Source organism: Alteromonas sp. S015 (genome assembly GCF_036864485.1).
Taxonomy (GTDB): domain Bacteria; phylum Pseudomonadota; class Gammaproteobacteria; order Enterobacterales; family Alteromonadaceae; genus Alteromonas.
The window spans coordinates 1-15677 of sequence record NZ_JAZETO010000007.1 but is presented as its reverse complement, the minus strand read 5'-3'; the positions used below and the strand labels follow the sequence as shown (position 1 = coordinate 15677).

Below are 15677 nucleotides of genomic sequence, written 5' to 3'. Positions count from 1 at the left end.
TGCTGTAAAAATAAAAAAAGCCGCTAAAAAAGCGGCTTTTTTGAATACTCTTAAATTTACTGTACAGTCGGCGCGTAAGTAAATGTAACAGGTACAGTGATTGTATTAGTTCCAGTACCAGAAGTAGTCACAGTAACAGTATTAGTTGTACCAACACATACACCATCTACTAATGGATCATCACCTTCACAAGTTGGAGTATCAGGACCTGGTCCTCCAGACGAATTAGAACGGTTGTTGTTAATAACAGCTGCCGCTACAGCAACTACAACAGCTCCAGTCACTACCTTTTCAGTATTTGTGACTCCATCACCTAGCGCAAAAATTCCACCACTTTTATCAGTTGATGTTTGTGCGCTAACTCCTGATGCAACAAGAGCAGAAGCGAATAACGCAATGATCGACTTTTTCATAACAGTCCTTTAAATAAAATTACCTACTTGTGACATGCTAAATCATTTTTAACCATTTGACTAGATTATAATCGAAAAATGACTTAGATTTCTTATCTTAACAAGCCTCGCTGAGCGAATGAAACAGTTTCTTTATCACCAACCACAAAATGATCTAAAACTGGCACATCGATCGATGCCATTGCGCTTTTAATCTCAGCGGTTAGTCGAATATCCGCATGACTAGGCTCAGCAACGCCTGAAGGATGATTATGCACTAATATGATCGCGGCAGCATTATCGATCATAACCTGTTTGATCAATTCCCTCGGATATACTGCAGCACTGTTAATCGTACCGTTAAACATAGTGCGAAAAGCAATAAGCTGATGCTGACTATCTAACATTAAAAGAGCAAACTTCTCTCGCTCGCAGTCTCTTAGCTTTGCCTGCAAATAACGCTTGGTGTCGTCTACATTGTTGAATACGTCCTGACGCGTTAGTTTAATTTCTAAATTGCGTTTAAATATTTCGAAGCCCGCTTGAAACTGCGCATATTTACAAGGTCCGATCCCCGTTATTTTAGCAAACCGTTCTTTCGTTGCTGTTACCACACCTCGTAAGCAGCCTAGCTCGTTGAGAAGATCATGTGCCACAGACACCGCACTTTTTCCTTTTACGCCTTTTCCCAGTAAGACAGCAATGAGCTCTGCGTCACTTAAACTTTCAGCCCCATTGAGCAATAACTTTTCTCTTGGCCTTTCATTCTTTGGCCATACTTTTATCGACATCAGTCTCGTCCGACTATTCTATAATAGGTTGTTTATAGATGAATGGTTGCAAAGAAACGACTGTATAAAAGACGGGTTTATTATGACTTGTTACATATTCGGATGTTGGTTAAACGTCACGCCCTAAATAAGACTTGCTTTTGTTCAACTATCCGATTTTTTGCCACCATGGTAGGCTAACGCTAATTTCAAGGTTTTGTGTTCTTCTATGTCTATTGCTAACAAAAATATTTTGCTAGGTGTTACTGGCGGTATTGCCGCTTATAAAGCCCCTGATCTTGTGCGCAAGCTTACTGCGTTAGGCGCAAACGTGCGCGTTGTTCTCACCGACTCTGCAGCAGAGTTTGTTAGCCCATTATCGCTTCAGGCTGTGTCAGGAAACCCTGTGCATCGCCAGCTGCTTGATCCCGCTGCTGAAGCTGCTATGGGGCATATTGAATTGGCAAAGTGGGCCGATATCTTACTTATTGCCCCCGCAACCGCGAACACTATCGCCAAACTTGCTCATGGCATGGCGGATGACTTGCTAACTACACTATATCTTGCAACAACCGCTAGACTGTTTATCGCTCCCGCGATGAATCAACAAATGTGGAAAGCGGTAGCAACAAAGCGCAATACTGATATTTTAAAAGAACACGGCGTAACTTATATTGGACCGGCTAGCGGTGAACAGGCGTGTGGCGATGTGGGTTCAGGTCGAATGGTTGAGCCCGTAGATATTGCCAATGCAATAAATGACGCTGAGAAAAACGTTTTATCCCAGTCCTCAGTGTTATCGGGAAAGAACATAACGATAACTGCCGGACCAACTAGAGAGCCTTTAGATCCTGTGCGATATATTTCGAATCACAGTTCCGGAAAGATGGGATTTGCTGTTGCTCATGCTGCGGTACAAGCTGGTGCAAATGTCACTCTAGTGGCAGGACCTGTGTCACTTGAAACACCCAGCCAGTGTGACCGTATTAATGTCACTACCGCAGATGAAATGCTTAGTGCTTGTCAAAAGCTTAAACCTTTTACTGATATATTTATTAGTACGGCGGCCGTTGCGGATTACAAGGCTGTGAGCGTTGCCGATGATAAAATTAAGAAAACAGGTGATGAGTTAACACTTACTTTTATTAAAAACCCTGATATTCTAGCAACTATATCCACCAGCCAAGACAGACCATTTTGTGTTGGCTTTGCAGCTGAAAGCCAAAATGTAGAAGATTACGCGCGTTCAAAGCTAGCCAAAAAGAAGTTAGACATGATTGCGGCTAACGATATTACTGCTGAAGGTCTGGGGTTTAATAGCGATAAGAATGCTCTGCATGTTATATGGCAAGGTGGCGATAAACGATTACCTGCAACCAGCAAAAACGAGTTAGCAGGTCAATTACTTGCACTTATTGCAGAGCGCTACGCTTTAAACAATAAAACCTAACAGATACTTATTAAGTGTCGATAATAAAAACAATAAATATAAACGCTTTGGTGTAAGCCAACTTAACATGGATCTCGAGTTGCTATAACTCGGTAGCGGAGGAATTACTTTCGTCATGCCTGCTGTCAAAAAAACAAATCGCAGAGCTCAAATTCTGCAAGCACTTGCTGGAATGTTAGAAACCAGCCCAGGTCAACGTATCACTACTGCTAAACTAGCGGAAAAAGTGGGAGTGTCTGAAGCGGCACTTTACCGTCATTTTCCAAGTAAAGCGCGAATGTTTGAAGGGCTTATCGAGTTTATTGAAGAAACACTTTTCACGCGCATCAATAAGATTGTGAATGAAGAGAAAGACTCGCTTACGCGCTGTCAGCTTATTCTTCATCTTATTTTGGGCTTTGCTGAGAAAAACCCGGGTATTACTCGAATATTAAATGGTGATGCGTTAATGGGTGAACAAGACCGATTGCGCGCGCGCATAGCAAAGCTTTTCGAGCGTTTAGAAACGCAGCTTAAACAAGTGCTAAGAGAACGCAAGCTACGCGAAGGTAAAACACTTTCTGCAGATGAAGCGATTATCGCCAACATGATGATTTGCTACACCGATGGCCGTATTAATGGCTTTATCCGCAGTGGATTTACGCGTAAGCCAACGGAACAGTTCAATGAACAATGGGCTGCTTTCAAGCAAATGTTCGTTTAAAACCAATACAAGCAATAAAAAAGCAGCATAGAAATGCTGCTTTTTAACCTTATAAGTGTGGGTTACTTGCTAAAGGTATTTCCAAAGAAGTCACCTTCGTTCCACTTAGGCTTGTTCTCTTGGTTTGCTAGGGTCCAACCAATTTGCGCATTAACCTTAGTGAAAGTCTCTGCTGCATTCCAGTTGAATGGCTGATTAATATCGTCGCTAGGTTTGTGATAGTGCGTAGATAAGAACTGGCCAAACACCTTGCTTCCGTCTACGTTCGGATCTTTAGATTTAAGACCCGGTACCATAAACACTGAAGGCACACCTTGCTTTACAAACGCATAGTGATCTGAGCGAGTGAATAACGCTTGCTCAGGCCATGGGTCAGGGCTTAGTTCAATGTTGGCATTCGCCGCCGCTTTTTCCACTGATTCTTGCAAATCACTGTGGTTCGCGCCAAACGCAATAACGTCTGCAAACTCGTAAGTCAAAATTGGCATATCTAGATTTACATTCGCCACCATTGAAGTAACCGGTACGGTTGGGTTACGAGCAAAATAGTCTGCACCTAGCAGGCCCTTCTCTTCACCCGTTACCGACACGAACAGAATTGAGCGTTTTGGCTTTTCTTCCATTTCGCTAAACAGGCGTGCAGTTTCCAACATCACTGACGTACCAGACGCATTGTCCATGGCACCATTGTTAATGTTGTCTTTCTTCACGGTCTTGGCAAAACCGATATGGTCAGAGTGAGCAGAGAAAACCACGTACTCGTTTTTAAGCTCTGGGTCTGAACCTTCAAGTACACCCACAACATTAGGGCTTGTGATGGTGTCGTGTACGCTCGTCTTACTGATATCAACCACGCCGTTTAACGCAAAGCCTTGTGGCACTTTGTCTGCTTCGAGCTGTGCATAAACATCACCAAGGCTCTTTTCTGCGCCTTCAAATAACTTACGCGCAGCGCCTTCACTCATGTAAGCGCCACCTTTAAGCTGAGAAAAGCTGTTCGCAGGCTGACCGCTGTCGTTCAACCATGCCATACGCGGCGTATGGATGTAGTTCAAGCGGCTTTGATAAGGGCGTACTTTTTCATTTTTAGGCGTTGTGATAGTGATCATGCCAATAGCGCCATTGTCTACCGCATACTTTTGTTTTTGGTAGCCAGACGCAAAGTGAGCGCCCTCCTCAGATGGAAAGTCACTTGGCTTACCCGCTAGTGCGACGACAATTTTACCTTTTACATCTAAGTCTTTGTAATCGTTGTGAGATAGCTCGTCAGCCACAATACCATAGCCTACAAACACCATTTCGCCTTTTACTTTGGCATCAGTGCTAAGCAAACTCGGGCTCGCTAAATAGTCTTTCGGGTAATCAAAATCGACGGTTTCGCCGTTTTGCGTGAAAGTAAACTTGGGTGATTCTTGAAGCAGATTAGCTTTGCGAAACGATACGTTCTGCATGTAGCCGTCTGTACCCGCTGGCTTTAAACCATATTTAGCAAATTCGGTAGCAATGTAAAGCGCCGCAATTTCATGGCCACGAGAGCCGGTGTCACGACCTTCAAGCAAATCATCTGCTAAAAAAAACAGGTGAGATTTAATTCGTTGTGTATCAGGGTTAAAAATGTTCTCTGTCGAGGCGTGGTTGTGGGCAGTAGCAGCAAAGGTCATTGCTGTCATTGCGCTGCCTATAAGGAGTTTTTTTATCATTCTAGTTTCACCATATAACTAAGTGTGCATCATGGTAACGCAGTTAATAGGGGGAATGCCATTAAACTGCTTACGTTTACCATGTGTTTCCTACCGTTGCTCGCATTTTAAGAGCAAGGTAAAATTGTTAGTTACATTCCGGCTTCGTTTCCGGATATTGTTATGTTTTTAGTGAAGAGCAGCACCTATGTCGAAAGACGATATCCTATACCGCGTTCAATTTGTCAGCAATGGCGAGCATTATGAACTGTATGTAAAAACCCTTATGCAAGGCACTTTGTTTGGCTTTATCGAGATAGGTGACTTTGTGTGGGATACCCACACAAGTGTGGTTGTCGATCCTTCCCATGAAAGGTTAAAAACCGAATTTTCTGAAGTAACAAAAACTTATGTTCCTATGCACAACGTTTTGCGCATTGACGCTGTACGTAAAAAAGGAACAGCCAAAATTACTAAATTAGAAAATAAATCTGATAAAGTAACGGCTTTCCCTAGTCCAATATATACACCAACGAAAGAGTAGCCGCCGGATTCTAACCGGTGAAGGTTACCGGAGATCCTTATGTATCGCTATCTGTTAGCAGCATTGCTATTTATTTGCAGCATTAGTGCATCTGCAAAGAGCCTTGACGATGAAAGCTTGTATCAACTACTTGATGATATTTGGCAGTACGAGCTTTCGGTTTCCCCGCTTTTGGCTTCTCGCGAAGGCGATAGCTCCCTCGCTCATGTGCTACCCGATATTTCGCCCGAAGCACTTAAAGCACAAAATGAACAATGGCGTGCATTTCAAAAAGCCTTGAGTCAGTATAAAAAAGACAATATCTCTAGTGACGCTTACATTGCTTTGCTAATGCAGCAATACCGTTTAGCCAACTATGTGGATGAATATACTTATCGCGCGCACTTGGTGCCTATTAACTCAGAATATGGCTTTCATGGTGCTATGGCCTCGCTTCCCAATTTATCAACCTTTAAGCGCGTAGAAGATTATCAAGCTTACATTAGTCGCTTAAACGCGCTTAAGCCTTATTTTGACCAGCAAATTACTTATATGAAGCAGGCGCTAAAGGAAGGCTACACGCAGCCTAAAATCGTGCTGAAAGGGTTTGAAGACTCAGTAGCGTCGTACGTTGTTGAAAATGCAGTGGACAGTGGTTTTTATTCTCCATTTACCCGCTTTCCTGAGTACTTTACTGTCGAGCAAAAGGCTGCGCTAGCAGAGCAAGGCAAAGCAGCAATAAACAACAGTGTGCTACCTGCGTATCAAATGTTTTACGACTTCATGGTAGAGGAATATATCCCTAATGCCCGTGAAGATATTGCCGCGAACAACTGGCCTGATGGCGTGGCGTATTACGCCAATAGAGCAAAGCATTACACCACCACAGATATGACACCTCAGGAAATACACGATTTAGGCCTTTCTGAAGTAAAACGCATTCGCGCGCAAATGCAGCAAATTGTGAATGAGCTTAGCTTTGATGGCGACATTAACGACTTCATTACGTTTTTACGCGAAGACCCGCAATTCTATGCCTCCAGCGCAGAAGATTTACTAAAAGAAGCGTCGTTTATTGCAAAGAAAATGGACGCAAAGCTTCCTACTCTTTTTGAGTATTTACCAAGAACGCCCTACGGTGTAGCCCCTGTACCAGATGCTATCGCGCCCAAATACACAACAGGTCGTTACATCCACCCTAGCCGCGATGATCAACCAGGATATTACTGGGTAAACACTTATGCCCTTGATAAGCGCCCTTTATATGCATTGCCTGCACTGACCTTGCACGAAGCCGTGCCTGGCCATCACCTTCAAATATCATTGGCAGCAGAGCTTGCAGACTTGCCTATGGTACGTCGTAACACCTATATTTCAGCCTTTGGTGAAGGCTGGGGTCTGTATTCTGAGTTTTTAGGTATTGAAGCAGGTATTTATGAAACGCCGTACGACAACTTCGGCCGCTTGAGCTACGAAATGTGGCGAGCATGTCGTTTGGTTGTTGATACCGGTATGCACACGATGGGCTGGAGCCGCCAACAAGCGGTGGACTATATGATGGAAAACACCGCACTTTCAGAACACAACGTAAATACTGAAATAGACCGCTATATCTCTTGGCCAGCGCAAGCTTTGTCTTACAAGATTGGGGAAATCAAAATTAAAGGCCTTCGCAAGAAAGCAGAGGCAGCGTTAGGAGAGCGTTTTGACGTGCGAAAATTCCACCGTGCGGTGTTAGAAAACGGCTCAGTTCCTCTTTTCATATTAGAACAAAATATCAACATATTTATAGAAGAACAGAAGGCACAATAAACATGGTCGTTGCATTTGGTATTATTGGATTACTTATCCTGTTTTTAATTTACTTTGTGCTGCGAGCGCAGAATTTACAAAAAGAGCTGGCGCTGGTGCGCCACTCGAATAAGCAAACCAGCAACAAGGTTGCTTATGCTTATCGCAATCTTATTCTTGTTACAGATGCGTTGGAAAAAAACCTTACTGCGCGTATTGAAAGCGCCTATAAAAGTCGCCTCATCGACCAAGCTCAATACAATGCGCTACACCCACTTATGCGCAACTTTTCAACTATTGTCATGACCTGTTGTGAAAAAGGGATGTCATTTGAGGAGTCACTTAATAAGATACTGCTTAATGAAGAAGTCACCCTTGAGGAAATTCGTGAAGTGGTAAAGGCTCTACCTAGCAACGTTCGAATGGTGTGGGCAAAAAATACCGCCGATGGATTTATTGCTTTTTGCCAAACCGTTACAGCAACAGTAAGCGGCACGACAGCAAAGGCTCAAAAAGAACCATCATCTGAAGAGTAACATCATACTCTACGCCCCTCGTTAGCGCTGATGCAGCGCTAACTGTATGACAGGGTCGCCCGCTTTGCTATATAGTAAGGTCAGCGACCCTAGTCCATAACTCTACGCTTTTAAAAGTTTAATCTTTTACCTTTTCAAACTAATCAGTAAGTTAGCGCTTAAAACAACAAGCCAAAAACCTTTTGTCTTGAAAAGGGTTATTGCTGCACTATAATACTGTATAAAAATACAGTTTATTTTGAGTGCCATGAACAAATCGTTATCCGTGCTTAACAACCACCCACATATTTGGCGGGCCAGAGATCAGAAGCAAAGTGAAGCTAAGTTTTCGCTGGGTTTTCCGCGTCTGGATAAAGCGCTTAACGGTGGCGTTGCATCTATAGGCCTTGTCCGTATCTCTTCATTAACTGGCGTGGGTGAGCTTACACTTTTTAAACGGGTTATTTGCCAGCATCGTACGCACAAACTGGTGGTATTTATTAACCCTCCCGGGCTACTACAGTCGCCGTGGTTAGAAAACCTGGGGCTTAAAGCGCAACAAGTGCTGGTAGTAAAAACACGTTCTGAACAAGAGTCATTGTGGGCAGCAGAGCAATGTTTAAAAAGTACGGCTTGCCACTGCGTAGTGCTGTGGAGTAATGCTGTAAATCCAAAAGAAGCGCGACGCCTACAGGTAGCGGCAACCCATAACGATGCACTGTGCTTGCTATATACCCCACCGCAACAGCAGGCATCACAGTTAGGTTATCCAAAGGCCGACATGGGAAGCGATTCACAAGCCAACCTGTCGAATGAAAGCGGCAGTGCATTACCCATTGCTTTGGATATCGCGCTAAAAGGTAAACCCCACGCTTTGGCGGTGAACATACGTAAGCAGCGTCATGGGTGGCCCAAAGATAACATTGTTATTTCCCATCGGTGGACCCCCGACAATCACGCCATTAAATGGGCCATGGCACACAACACGCTTTCCGACCAGGCGTTACATTCTGTGAACTAATGATGCTGTGGGCTTATATTTACTGTTATCAACTTACTTTAGATAGCTACATCAAAGCGGCTAAAACTAAACGTGCACCCAGACAAGGGTCTAGAGGCGAATCTAACGGAAGTTCTTCGTCATTACCGTCGAATACTCCCATTGCTGTGTATTGCAGTAAAACCAACAAAATTACGCAGTGTAATGATATTGCGAAAAAAGAAGGCATTGAAATTGGTCACGGACTCGCTCAAGCGGCGGCGCTATGTCCTTACGTGCATATTCTACCTTTCAGTGAAGAAGTCGAAAGGCATATGCTGACGCAGCTGGCCCATCGGCTTTATCCGCTGGCTTCTGACATCGTATTAGATAACCACATGCACTCAAATAGTGTAAGCGGTCTAGCAGTAAGGCTAGATAACCTAACTCATTACTATGGCGGTCATGCGCCACTGTGGAAAACCTTAACTCAAGCACTTGCTGAAGCAGATATTCGCTATCACTTTGCTAGCGCATGGACAATTGAGGCCGCAAAAGTATTAGCGCTTCATAAGCTTAATACCTACTTACATACACCCGATGACGTAAAAAAAGCGCTAAGTACGTGCCCGCTTTCTATTACTGCTCTATCACCTAAGGTTACTGACTCGTTGGCAAGGGTGGGTATTACCCGTGTACAACAGCTGTTGGCCATGCCGGTACAAGAGCTGGGGCGGCGCTTTGACAATAACACTATTATATATCTTACTTCGTTACGAGGAGAAACCTTTCCGCGCGTTACGTTATTTAGGCCTTTAGAGCACTTCGATAACTTTATCCTATTGCCTTTTGATATTGAGAACACGCAGCATCTAACACCTTTTGTCACCCAGCAGTTTGAGCACTTGTCTCACTATTTACGGGCAAGAAACTTATATACATCCAGTATCAGTGTACATATCCATTTCAGAGAAGCGCCTGTAATGGATATTAATATACGTTCGGCGCTTCCTCAGTCTTCCGTAGAAAGCTGGCTGCCGTTGTTTAGTCTTAGAACGGAGAATCTGGTGTTGCCTGAGCCAGCCACAGCCATTGCACTTACCTGCCAGCAGTTTGAAGAAATAGACACGCAAAATGGCGATTTTTTTAGTGATAGATTTAATGATATTGCACAGAAACAATTAGTTGGGCGCTTAAACGCGAAGTTAGGCGATAACAGTACGTTTCAACCTCACGCTGCCGACAGCCATCAGTTTGAATATATGACGGTGACGGAGTCGAGCGCCGGTCACTGCACTGGTAATTATGCTTATAGCAGTGACATTACGCCCACCTTCACCTTTGATGTACCTAAACCGCTTATTCAGGCTACCCAAATTTGCTTTGGCCCTGTGCGATTACACAGCGAGTGGTGGCATGACAGCCCAACAAAGCGTGATTATTTTATCGCCCAAACTGAGCAATGCGTAAGGCTTTTAGTGTTTAAAGATGAAGAGAGTAGCTGGTGGGTGCAGGGCCTTTTTTGCTAGCGGTATGCGGTTAAAGAAAAAGGTAAAGGCAGTATCATGAAATACAGCGAGCTCTTTTGCCAAAGCAATTATAGCTTTCTTTGCGGCGCCTCTTCCCCCGCAGAGCTGGTTACCACGGCTTCTTTCCTTGGTTACGACGCGCTTGCCATTACCGATGAATGTTCAGTAGCAGGTGTGGTACGGGCTTTCGATGAAATTAAGCATCAGAGTCTACCGATTACGCTTATTGTGGGTAGTTATTTTGTATTCGATGACACTTTATCTTTTGTGCTGCTGTGCCCGAACAAAGCGGCCTATAGCGAACTGTGTCGAATTATTACTAACGCGAGACGTCGCTCTGAAAAAGGTGAATACCAGCTGGCTGAGTGGGACTTACGTACCATTCGCCATTGTAAATTCATTTGGTTACCAAGTGGCAAAGAAGCTAAAGACACGCATTGGGCTGAATGGCTGCAAAAACACCCGAGCATTGATGCCTATATTGGCGCTCAGCGCCTATTAGACGGGCGGGATCACCAGAGATTTGCACATTACAATCATCTGCAGTCTGTCTATCCTTTCCCTGTTATTGCCTGTACAGGTGTACTCATGCATCACGCTGACAGACTGCCGCTTCAACATGTATTGCATGCTACTAACGTGCACACCAGTGTAGACAAAATAGGTCGGGACGCATTGAGCAATGCAGAGCGTAGTCTGCGCACCGTTAAAAAAGTTAAGAAACTTTACCCTGAAAAATGGATTGCCAATACCAATGCGCTGGCCCATGTATTCACCTTTTCTTTAGAAGAGCTGCGCTACCACTACCCTGCAGAGCTTGTACCTGAAGGATACACGCCTACGTCTTATTTACGGGAACGCGTAGAAGCCGGCATAAAAGTGCGCTTTCCTGAAGGTATACCCCCTGATATTCGCCATACCATAGAAAAAGAACTGAAACTGATTGCCGAACAAGAATACGAGTATTTCTTTTTAACCATTTACGACATTGTGCAATTTGCCAAAAAACAGCGAATCTTGTACCAAGGGCGTGGCTCTGCGGCCAATTCCGTAGTGTGCTATTGCCTAGAAATAACTGCCGTAGATCCCAGGCAAATAAGTGTACTGTTCGAGCGATTTATTTCCAAAGAGCGCAACGAACCACCCGATATTGATGTGGATTTTGAGCATCAGCGCCGTGAAGAGGTTATTCAATATATTTATCAAAAATACGGCAGGGAAAGGACCGCTATCGCCGCTACAGTTATTTGCTATCGCTTTAAATCGGCGTTCAAAGATGTGGGCAAAGCGCTGGGCTTTAGCGAGTCGCAGCTTGATTTTGTGGTAAAGCAAATTAATCGACGGGACAGCGTTATTCCGTGGAAATCTCAGCTGGCAGAGCTTGGACTAAATCCTGAAGAGCCTAGAGTACAGCAGTTAATTACCCTTACTGAAGCCTTATTGGGTACCCCCCGACATTTGTCTCAGCACGTAGGCGGCTTTGTTATTAGCGCAGGGCCGCTATACGACCTTGTACCTGTTGAGAACGCCGCAATGGAAGAGCGTACTATTATTCAGTGGGATAAGGATGACATTGAAACGTTAGGTTTATTGAAAGTCGATGTATTGGCATTGGGAATGTTAAGCGCTATACGCCGTGCATTTTCTCTTATCAACAAACAATATTCTATTGAAACCAGTATTCCGTTCATTACTAAGCTTGGAGATGACAAACAGGTTTTCGATATGATTTGCCGTGCCGATACAGTAGGCGTTTTTCAGATCGAATCACGGGCTCAAATGTCTATGCTGCCAAGGCTAAAGCCTCGTCGCTATTACGATTTGGTCGTACAAATAGCCATTGTAAGGCCAGGTCCGATTCAGGGTGATATGGTTCACCCTTATCTGATACGCCGACACGGAAACGAAACCATTAGCTACCCATCTAAAGATGTGGAGGAAGTTCTGTCTCGCACCATGGGTGTGCCTATCTTCCAAGAGCAAGTGATTCAGCTTGCTATGGTTGCAGCTGGCTTTAGTGGCGGAGAAGCCGATCAGCTGCGTCGCGCAATGGCGAGCTGGAAAAAAGACGGCAGAATTTATGAGTTCAAAGACAAGCTCATTAAAGGTATGACGGATAAAGGCTATGACAGTGCGTTCGCCCACAACTTATTTGAACAAATAAAAGGTTTCGCAGGTTACGGCTTTCCTGAATCTCACTCAGCGTCTTTTGCAGTATTAGCTTATGTGTCTTGCTGGTTGAAGTTTTACTTTCCCGTTGAGTTTTACGTAGCGCTGTTAAATAGCTGGCCCATGGGGTTTTATTCCCCGTCCCAGTTAGTTCAAGACGCTAAGCGTCACCACATACGGGTAGAGGCGCCCTGTGTTAACCAGTCTGACGTTGAGCACTCTCTAGTGGTACAAGGTCAAGAAAAATACATTCAGCTTGGTCTTAAGCTTATTAAAGGCTTAAGTGAAGTATCGTCTCAGCTTATCGTGGAAAACCGTTCAGACAAAAGCTACACCAATGTTGAACAATTACAGCAGCTATCGCTTAAAAGTAATGAACTAGAGGCACTGGCCAGCGCCGATGCCCTTCGCACTATTTCAGGCAATCGGTATGAAACCCGCTGGCGAATTATGGATACCCAAACGCGTTTACCACTGTTTGATAATGACAATTTTTATGCAGATAAAAATGTCACGCCGCTTGGTGCTACGCCTTCTGAGGCAGAAAACTTACTTGAAGACTATGCTTCGACTGGTTTATCGGTACATAACCACCCTATTTCTTTACTCAAGAAGCAGCATAAGCTGAAAGATATAAGCTGGTCTAATTCACTTAAAGACAAGACCAATAAATCGGTTGTCAAAGTGCTTGGAGCCGTAACTGGTCGTCAAGCACCTGGCACTGCCGCAGGCGTTACTTTTCTGACTTTGGAGGATGATATTGGCAATATGAATGTTGTCGTATGGCAAGCCACGGCGCGCGCTCAACAACAAACCTTTTTAAAAGCTAAGCTTCTTCAAGTTAACGGTATTATCGAACGTTCAAAAGAGGGAGTTATTCATATCATTGCGGGCAAACTTATTGACCGTACGTCTTGGCTCGAAAAGCTGTCATTAAGTTCAAGAGATTTTCACTGAATATTTTACACCCATAAAACGATAAATTATGGTTTATAGACTCGTGATTCATTTTTGTACCAAGAACGTGCAGATAGATTAGACTTGGAGTATCTTGTTAGCCAGCGCTCAGCACATCTACCTTATGAGCAAAACGCGTTTACGTTAGATGTAACGCTTCCACACAATGAAATTCCTTTTTCTTTATCTACACTTTATCATAAAGATATTATTAGTGAACTTAACAAGTTCATATCCTCAAATCCCGAATTAGTTGATAGTATAATTGCGACATTCAGCATAACCCCCTTTGAGCAGTTGTCTCAGAAGCTCTTACAAGAACAAGGATTAAAAATTGAAGAGGCTTGAAAATAATATTCGTCGCTTTGTGCTAATGATGGCACTACTGTTCACCAGCACAATTTCAAGCTCTCTGGTTTCTGCCGACACCTATATCGTAGGTGCTCAAGACATTGAATATTACCCGTATTACAACTTTTCTTCGGATCATGAAAAGGGGTTGGGCTGGGCTATTTTAGAAGCATTTTCAAAGCAAAGCGGACATCGTTTTGTATACTTGAGCATGCCCGCAAAACGTCTTCAAATAGAAATGAAAAAAGGCAATGTAGACTTTGTCTTCCCTGACAATCCCAGATGGTCTGCTGAAATAAACCACAGCATTAATAAAGTGTATTCTGAGCCGCTAGCTGAAACATTCGCCGTTACCTTGGTTAAAACAGCTAATCGCGGTAAAGGAATTACCCACGTAACTCAACTTGCCACGCCAAACGGGTTTTCTCCTGTAAAGTGGAAGCGTCAAATTAGAAACGGTGCTGTTAAAGTTACAAGCGTCAACAGTGTTTACGATGGTCTTAGGAAACTACAAAATAATAAAGTGGATGCTTTAGATGTGGAATACAATGCGGCCAAGAACGTTATTCGCCGCTTCCCGCAAATCGGACCATTTACCACTGACTTAACCTTACCTCACAACGTTGTATCATTTTCTCTATCAACCTTAAAGCATCGCGAAATCATTGCTGAGCTTAATGCATTTTTACTGTCAGAGTCTGATAGCATAAATGAAATCAAAGCTAAGTACGGTATTGAAGATACAGAGCAACTGATAGAGCGCTTGATGAGAGAGCAGAATATTAGTGCAGATAAGCGCTGGAAACCTTTGTAAAAACTTCAATAATGTCAGTAAACTACACTGTTGAACGCCAGCCATCCAGTATACACGCTTCGTTATCTAACTGAAATTACAATACTTTCTTGGTTGGATAATTTTTTGCTTGTTGATTATCAAATCAAGGAGCAACTATGAAACAGGCATCACTACTTTTATTTTCTTTTATTATTATTTTTGCCACGAATTGCGTGCAAGCAAAACAAACCGTAAGTGTAGACTATATGCACGGGTTTGATGACATTGATGGTGTGCGCTTCGCATACAGACCAGTTGAACAAACGCTAACTACTGATTGGTTTGGTGATCTAAAGCTTTACTGGGAAGTCAGTGCTGTAATGTGGGAGTATGGTGAAAATGATACACATAGCACAAGCTACGGAGCATCGTTAACACCTGTATTTATGAAACAAATATCGACTCTTTATGACAAGTACCCTGTTTATATAGAAGCTGGCATTGGAGCTAGCTACATAGGTAATCAGAAAGTTGCCGGTAAAGATATAGGATCTAACTATCAATTTGAGGATAGGTTAGGTGTATTTGTAGAGATCGACGAAAAACAACATGTGGCACTGCGCTACATGCACTTTTCTAACGGTGGCTTTAATAACGACAACCCTGGGCTAGACTTTCTAAATTTATCGTACGCATACCACTTTTAAAGAAATAGGGTCAGAGTAGATTTTTTGATTTAACGACACTATAGAACAAATGTATGACTACACTCTGGTGTTAGCGTAATAATGTACTCTGACCCCATTATTTGTTTCTGGTGAAAAAAAACCCGCCGTAAGGCGGGTTCTTCTTATTGGGACCTGGCAGTGTCCTACTCTCACATGGGGAAACCCCACACTACCATCGGCGCTAATACGTTTCACTTCTAAGTTCGAGATGGAATTAGGTGGTACCGTATCGCTATGGCTGCCAGGAAAAACTGGTTTGCAGTAGTGTTTACTGCGTAAAGCTGATGGCTATCAACTTCACTAAATTTTGTGAGCTCGCATATATAAAATGCTGTAGCTTCTATATAAAGCAAAAAACCCGCCGTA

The 15677-nt window shown here is 43.5% G+C and carries 14 protein-coding genes and 1 rRNA gene; 11 read left to right on the top strand and 4 right to left on the bottom strand.

All coding sequences use genetic code 11. The features are described 5' to 3' along the window. Positions 1-56: 56 nt before the first annotated feature. Both V7R42_RS13730 and radC read right to left on the bottom strand, forming a co-directional pair. Positions 57-413 (bottom strand): hypothetical protein, encoded by a 357-nt coding sequence (locus V7R42_RS13730; RefSeq protein WP_334020837.1) that lies wholly within the window; start codon positions 411-413, stop codon positions 57-59. 92 nt (positions 414-505) lie between these two features. Further along, positions 506-1183, bottom strand: coding sequence for a RadC family protein (gene radC, locus V7R42_RS13725; RefSeq protein WP_334020836.1), 678 nt, complete (start codon positions 1181-1183; stop codon positions 506-508). A gap of 208 nt (positions 1184-1391) precedes the next feature. Between radC and coaBC the strand changes: the two genes are divergently transcribed. After that, positions 1392-2612, top strand: coding sequence for a bifunctional phosphopantothenoylcysteine decarboxylase/phosphopantothenate--cysteine ligase CoaBC (gene coaBC / locus V7R42_RS13720; protein ID WP_334020835.1), 1221 nt, complete (start codon positions 1392-1394; stop codon positions 2610-2612). Between the two features lie 115 nt (positions 2613-2727). Continuing rightward, positions 2728-3315 (top strand): nucleoid occlusion factor SlmA, encoded by a 588-nt coding sequence (gene slmA / locus V7R42_RS13715; protein ID WP_012516568.1) that lies wholly within the window; start codon positions 2728-2730, stop codon positions 3313-3315. 62 nt (positions 3316-3377) lie between these two features. Here slmA and V7R42_RS13710 read toward each other — a convergent pair whose 3' ends face one another. Then, the gene (locus tag V7R42_RS13710) at positions 3378-5015 is read right to left on the bottom strand and encodes a M28 family metallopeptidase (RefSeq protein WP_334020834.1); all 1638 of its coding nucleotides are present in this window, start codon (positions 5013-5015) and stop codon (positions 3378-3380) included. A 187-nt stretch (positions 5016-5202) separates the two neighbouring features. On the opposite strand from V7R42_RS13710, the gene V7R42_RS13705 reads away from it, so the two are divergent. The 9 genes from V7R42_RS13705 (at position 5203) to V7R42_RS13665 (ending at position 15290) form a co-directional block, all read left to right on the top strand. Further along, positions 5203-5538, top strand: coding sequence for a DUF1820 family protein (locus V7R42_RS13705; RefSeq protein WP_334020833.1), 336 nt, complete (start codon positions 5203-5205; stop codon positions 5536-5538). A 39-nt stretch (positions 5539-5577) separates the two neighbouring features. Further along, positions 5578-7329, top strand: coding sequence for a DUF885 domain-containing protein (locus V7R42_RS13700; RefSeq protein WP_334020832.1), 1752 nt, complete (start codon positions 5578-5580; stop codon positions 7327-7329). Between the two features lie 2 nt (positions 7330-7331). Further along, a complete protein-coding gene (locus V7R42_RS13695; protein ID WP_334020831.1) occupies positions 7332-7844 on the top strand; it encodes a hypothetical protein in 513 nt (170 codons plus the stop codon). A gap of 247 nt (positions 7845-8091) precedes the next feature. Continuing rightward, positions 8092-8844, top strand: coding sequence for a recombinase RecA (locus tag V7R42_RS13690; protein ID WP_334020830.1), 753 nt, complete (start codon positions 8092-8094; stop codon positions 8842-8844). Further along, positions 8844-10331, top strand: a complete 1488-nt coding sequence (locus V7R42_RS13685) for a Y-family DNA polymerase (protein WP_334020829.1) — start codon at positions 8844-8846, stop codon at positions 10329-10331. The genes V7R42_RS13690 and V7R42_RS13685 overlap by 1 nt, the downstream gene beginning before the upstream one ends. A 36-nt stretch (positions 10332-10367) precedes the next feature. Then, positions 10368-13457 (top strand): error-prone DNA polymerase, encoded by a 3090-nt coding sequence (locus V7R42_RS13680; protein ID WP_334020828.1) that lies wholly within the window; start codon positions 10368-10370, stop codon positions 13455-13457. Between the two features lie 54 nt (positions 13458-13511). Beyond that, positions 13512-13805, top strand: coding sequence for a hypothetical protein (locus V7R42_RS13675; RefSeq protein ID WP_334020827.1), 294 nt, complete (start codon positions 13512-13514; stop codon positions 13803-13805). Beyond that, on the top strand, positions 13792-14622 hold the full coding sequence (locus V7R42_RS13670) for a substrate-binding periplasmic protein (RefSeq protein ID WP_334020826.1): 831 nt from the start codon (positions 13792-13794) through the stop codon (positions 14620-14622). The genes V7R42_RS13675 and V7R42_RS13670 overlap by 14 nt, the downstream gene beginning before the upstream one ends. Positions 14623-14759: 137 nt before the next feature. Continuing rightward, positions 14760-15290, top strand: coding sequence for an acyloxyacyl hydrolase (locus tag V7R42_RS13665; protein ID WP_334020825.1), 531 nt, complete (start codon positions 14760-14762; stop codon positions 15288-15290). A gap of 151 nt (positions 15291-15441) precedes the next feature. Here the strand turns inward: V7R42_RS13665 and rrf are convergent. Further along, positions 15442-15557: ribosomal RNA gene (rrf, locus tag V7R42_RS13660) — 5S ribosomal RNA — on the bottom strand. Positions 15558-15677 lie beyond the last annotated feature (120 nt).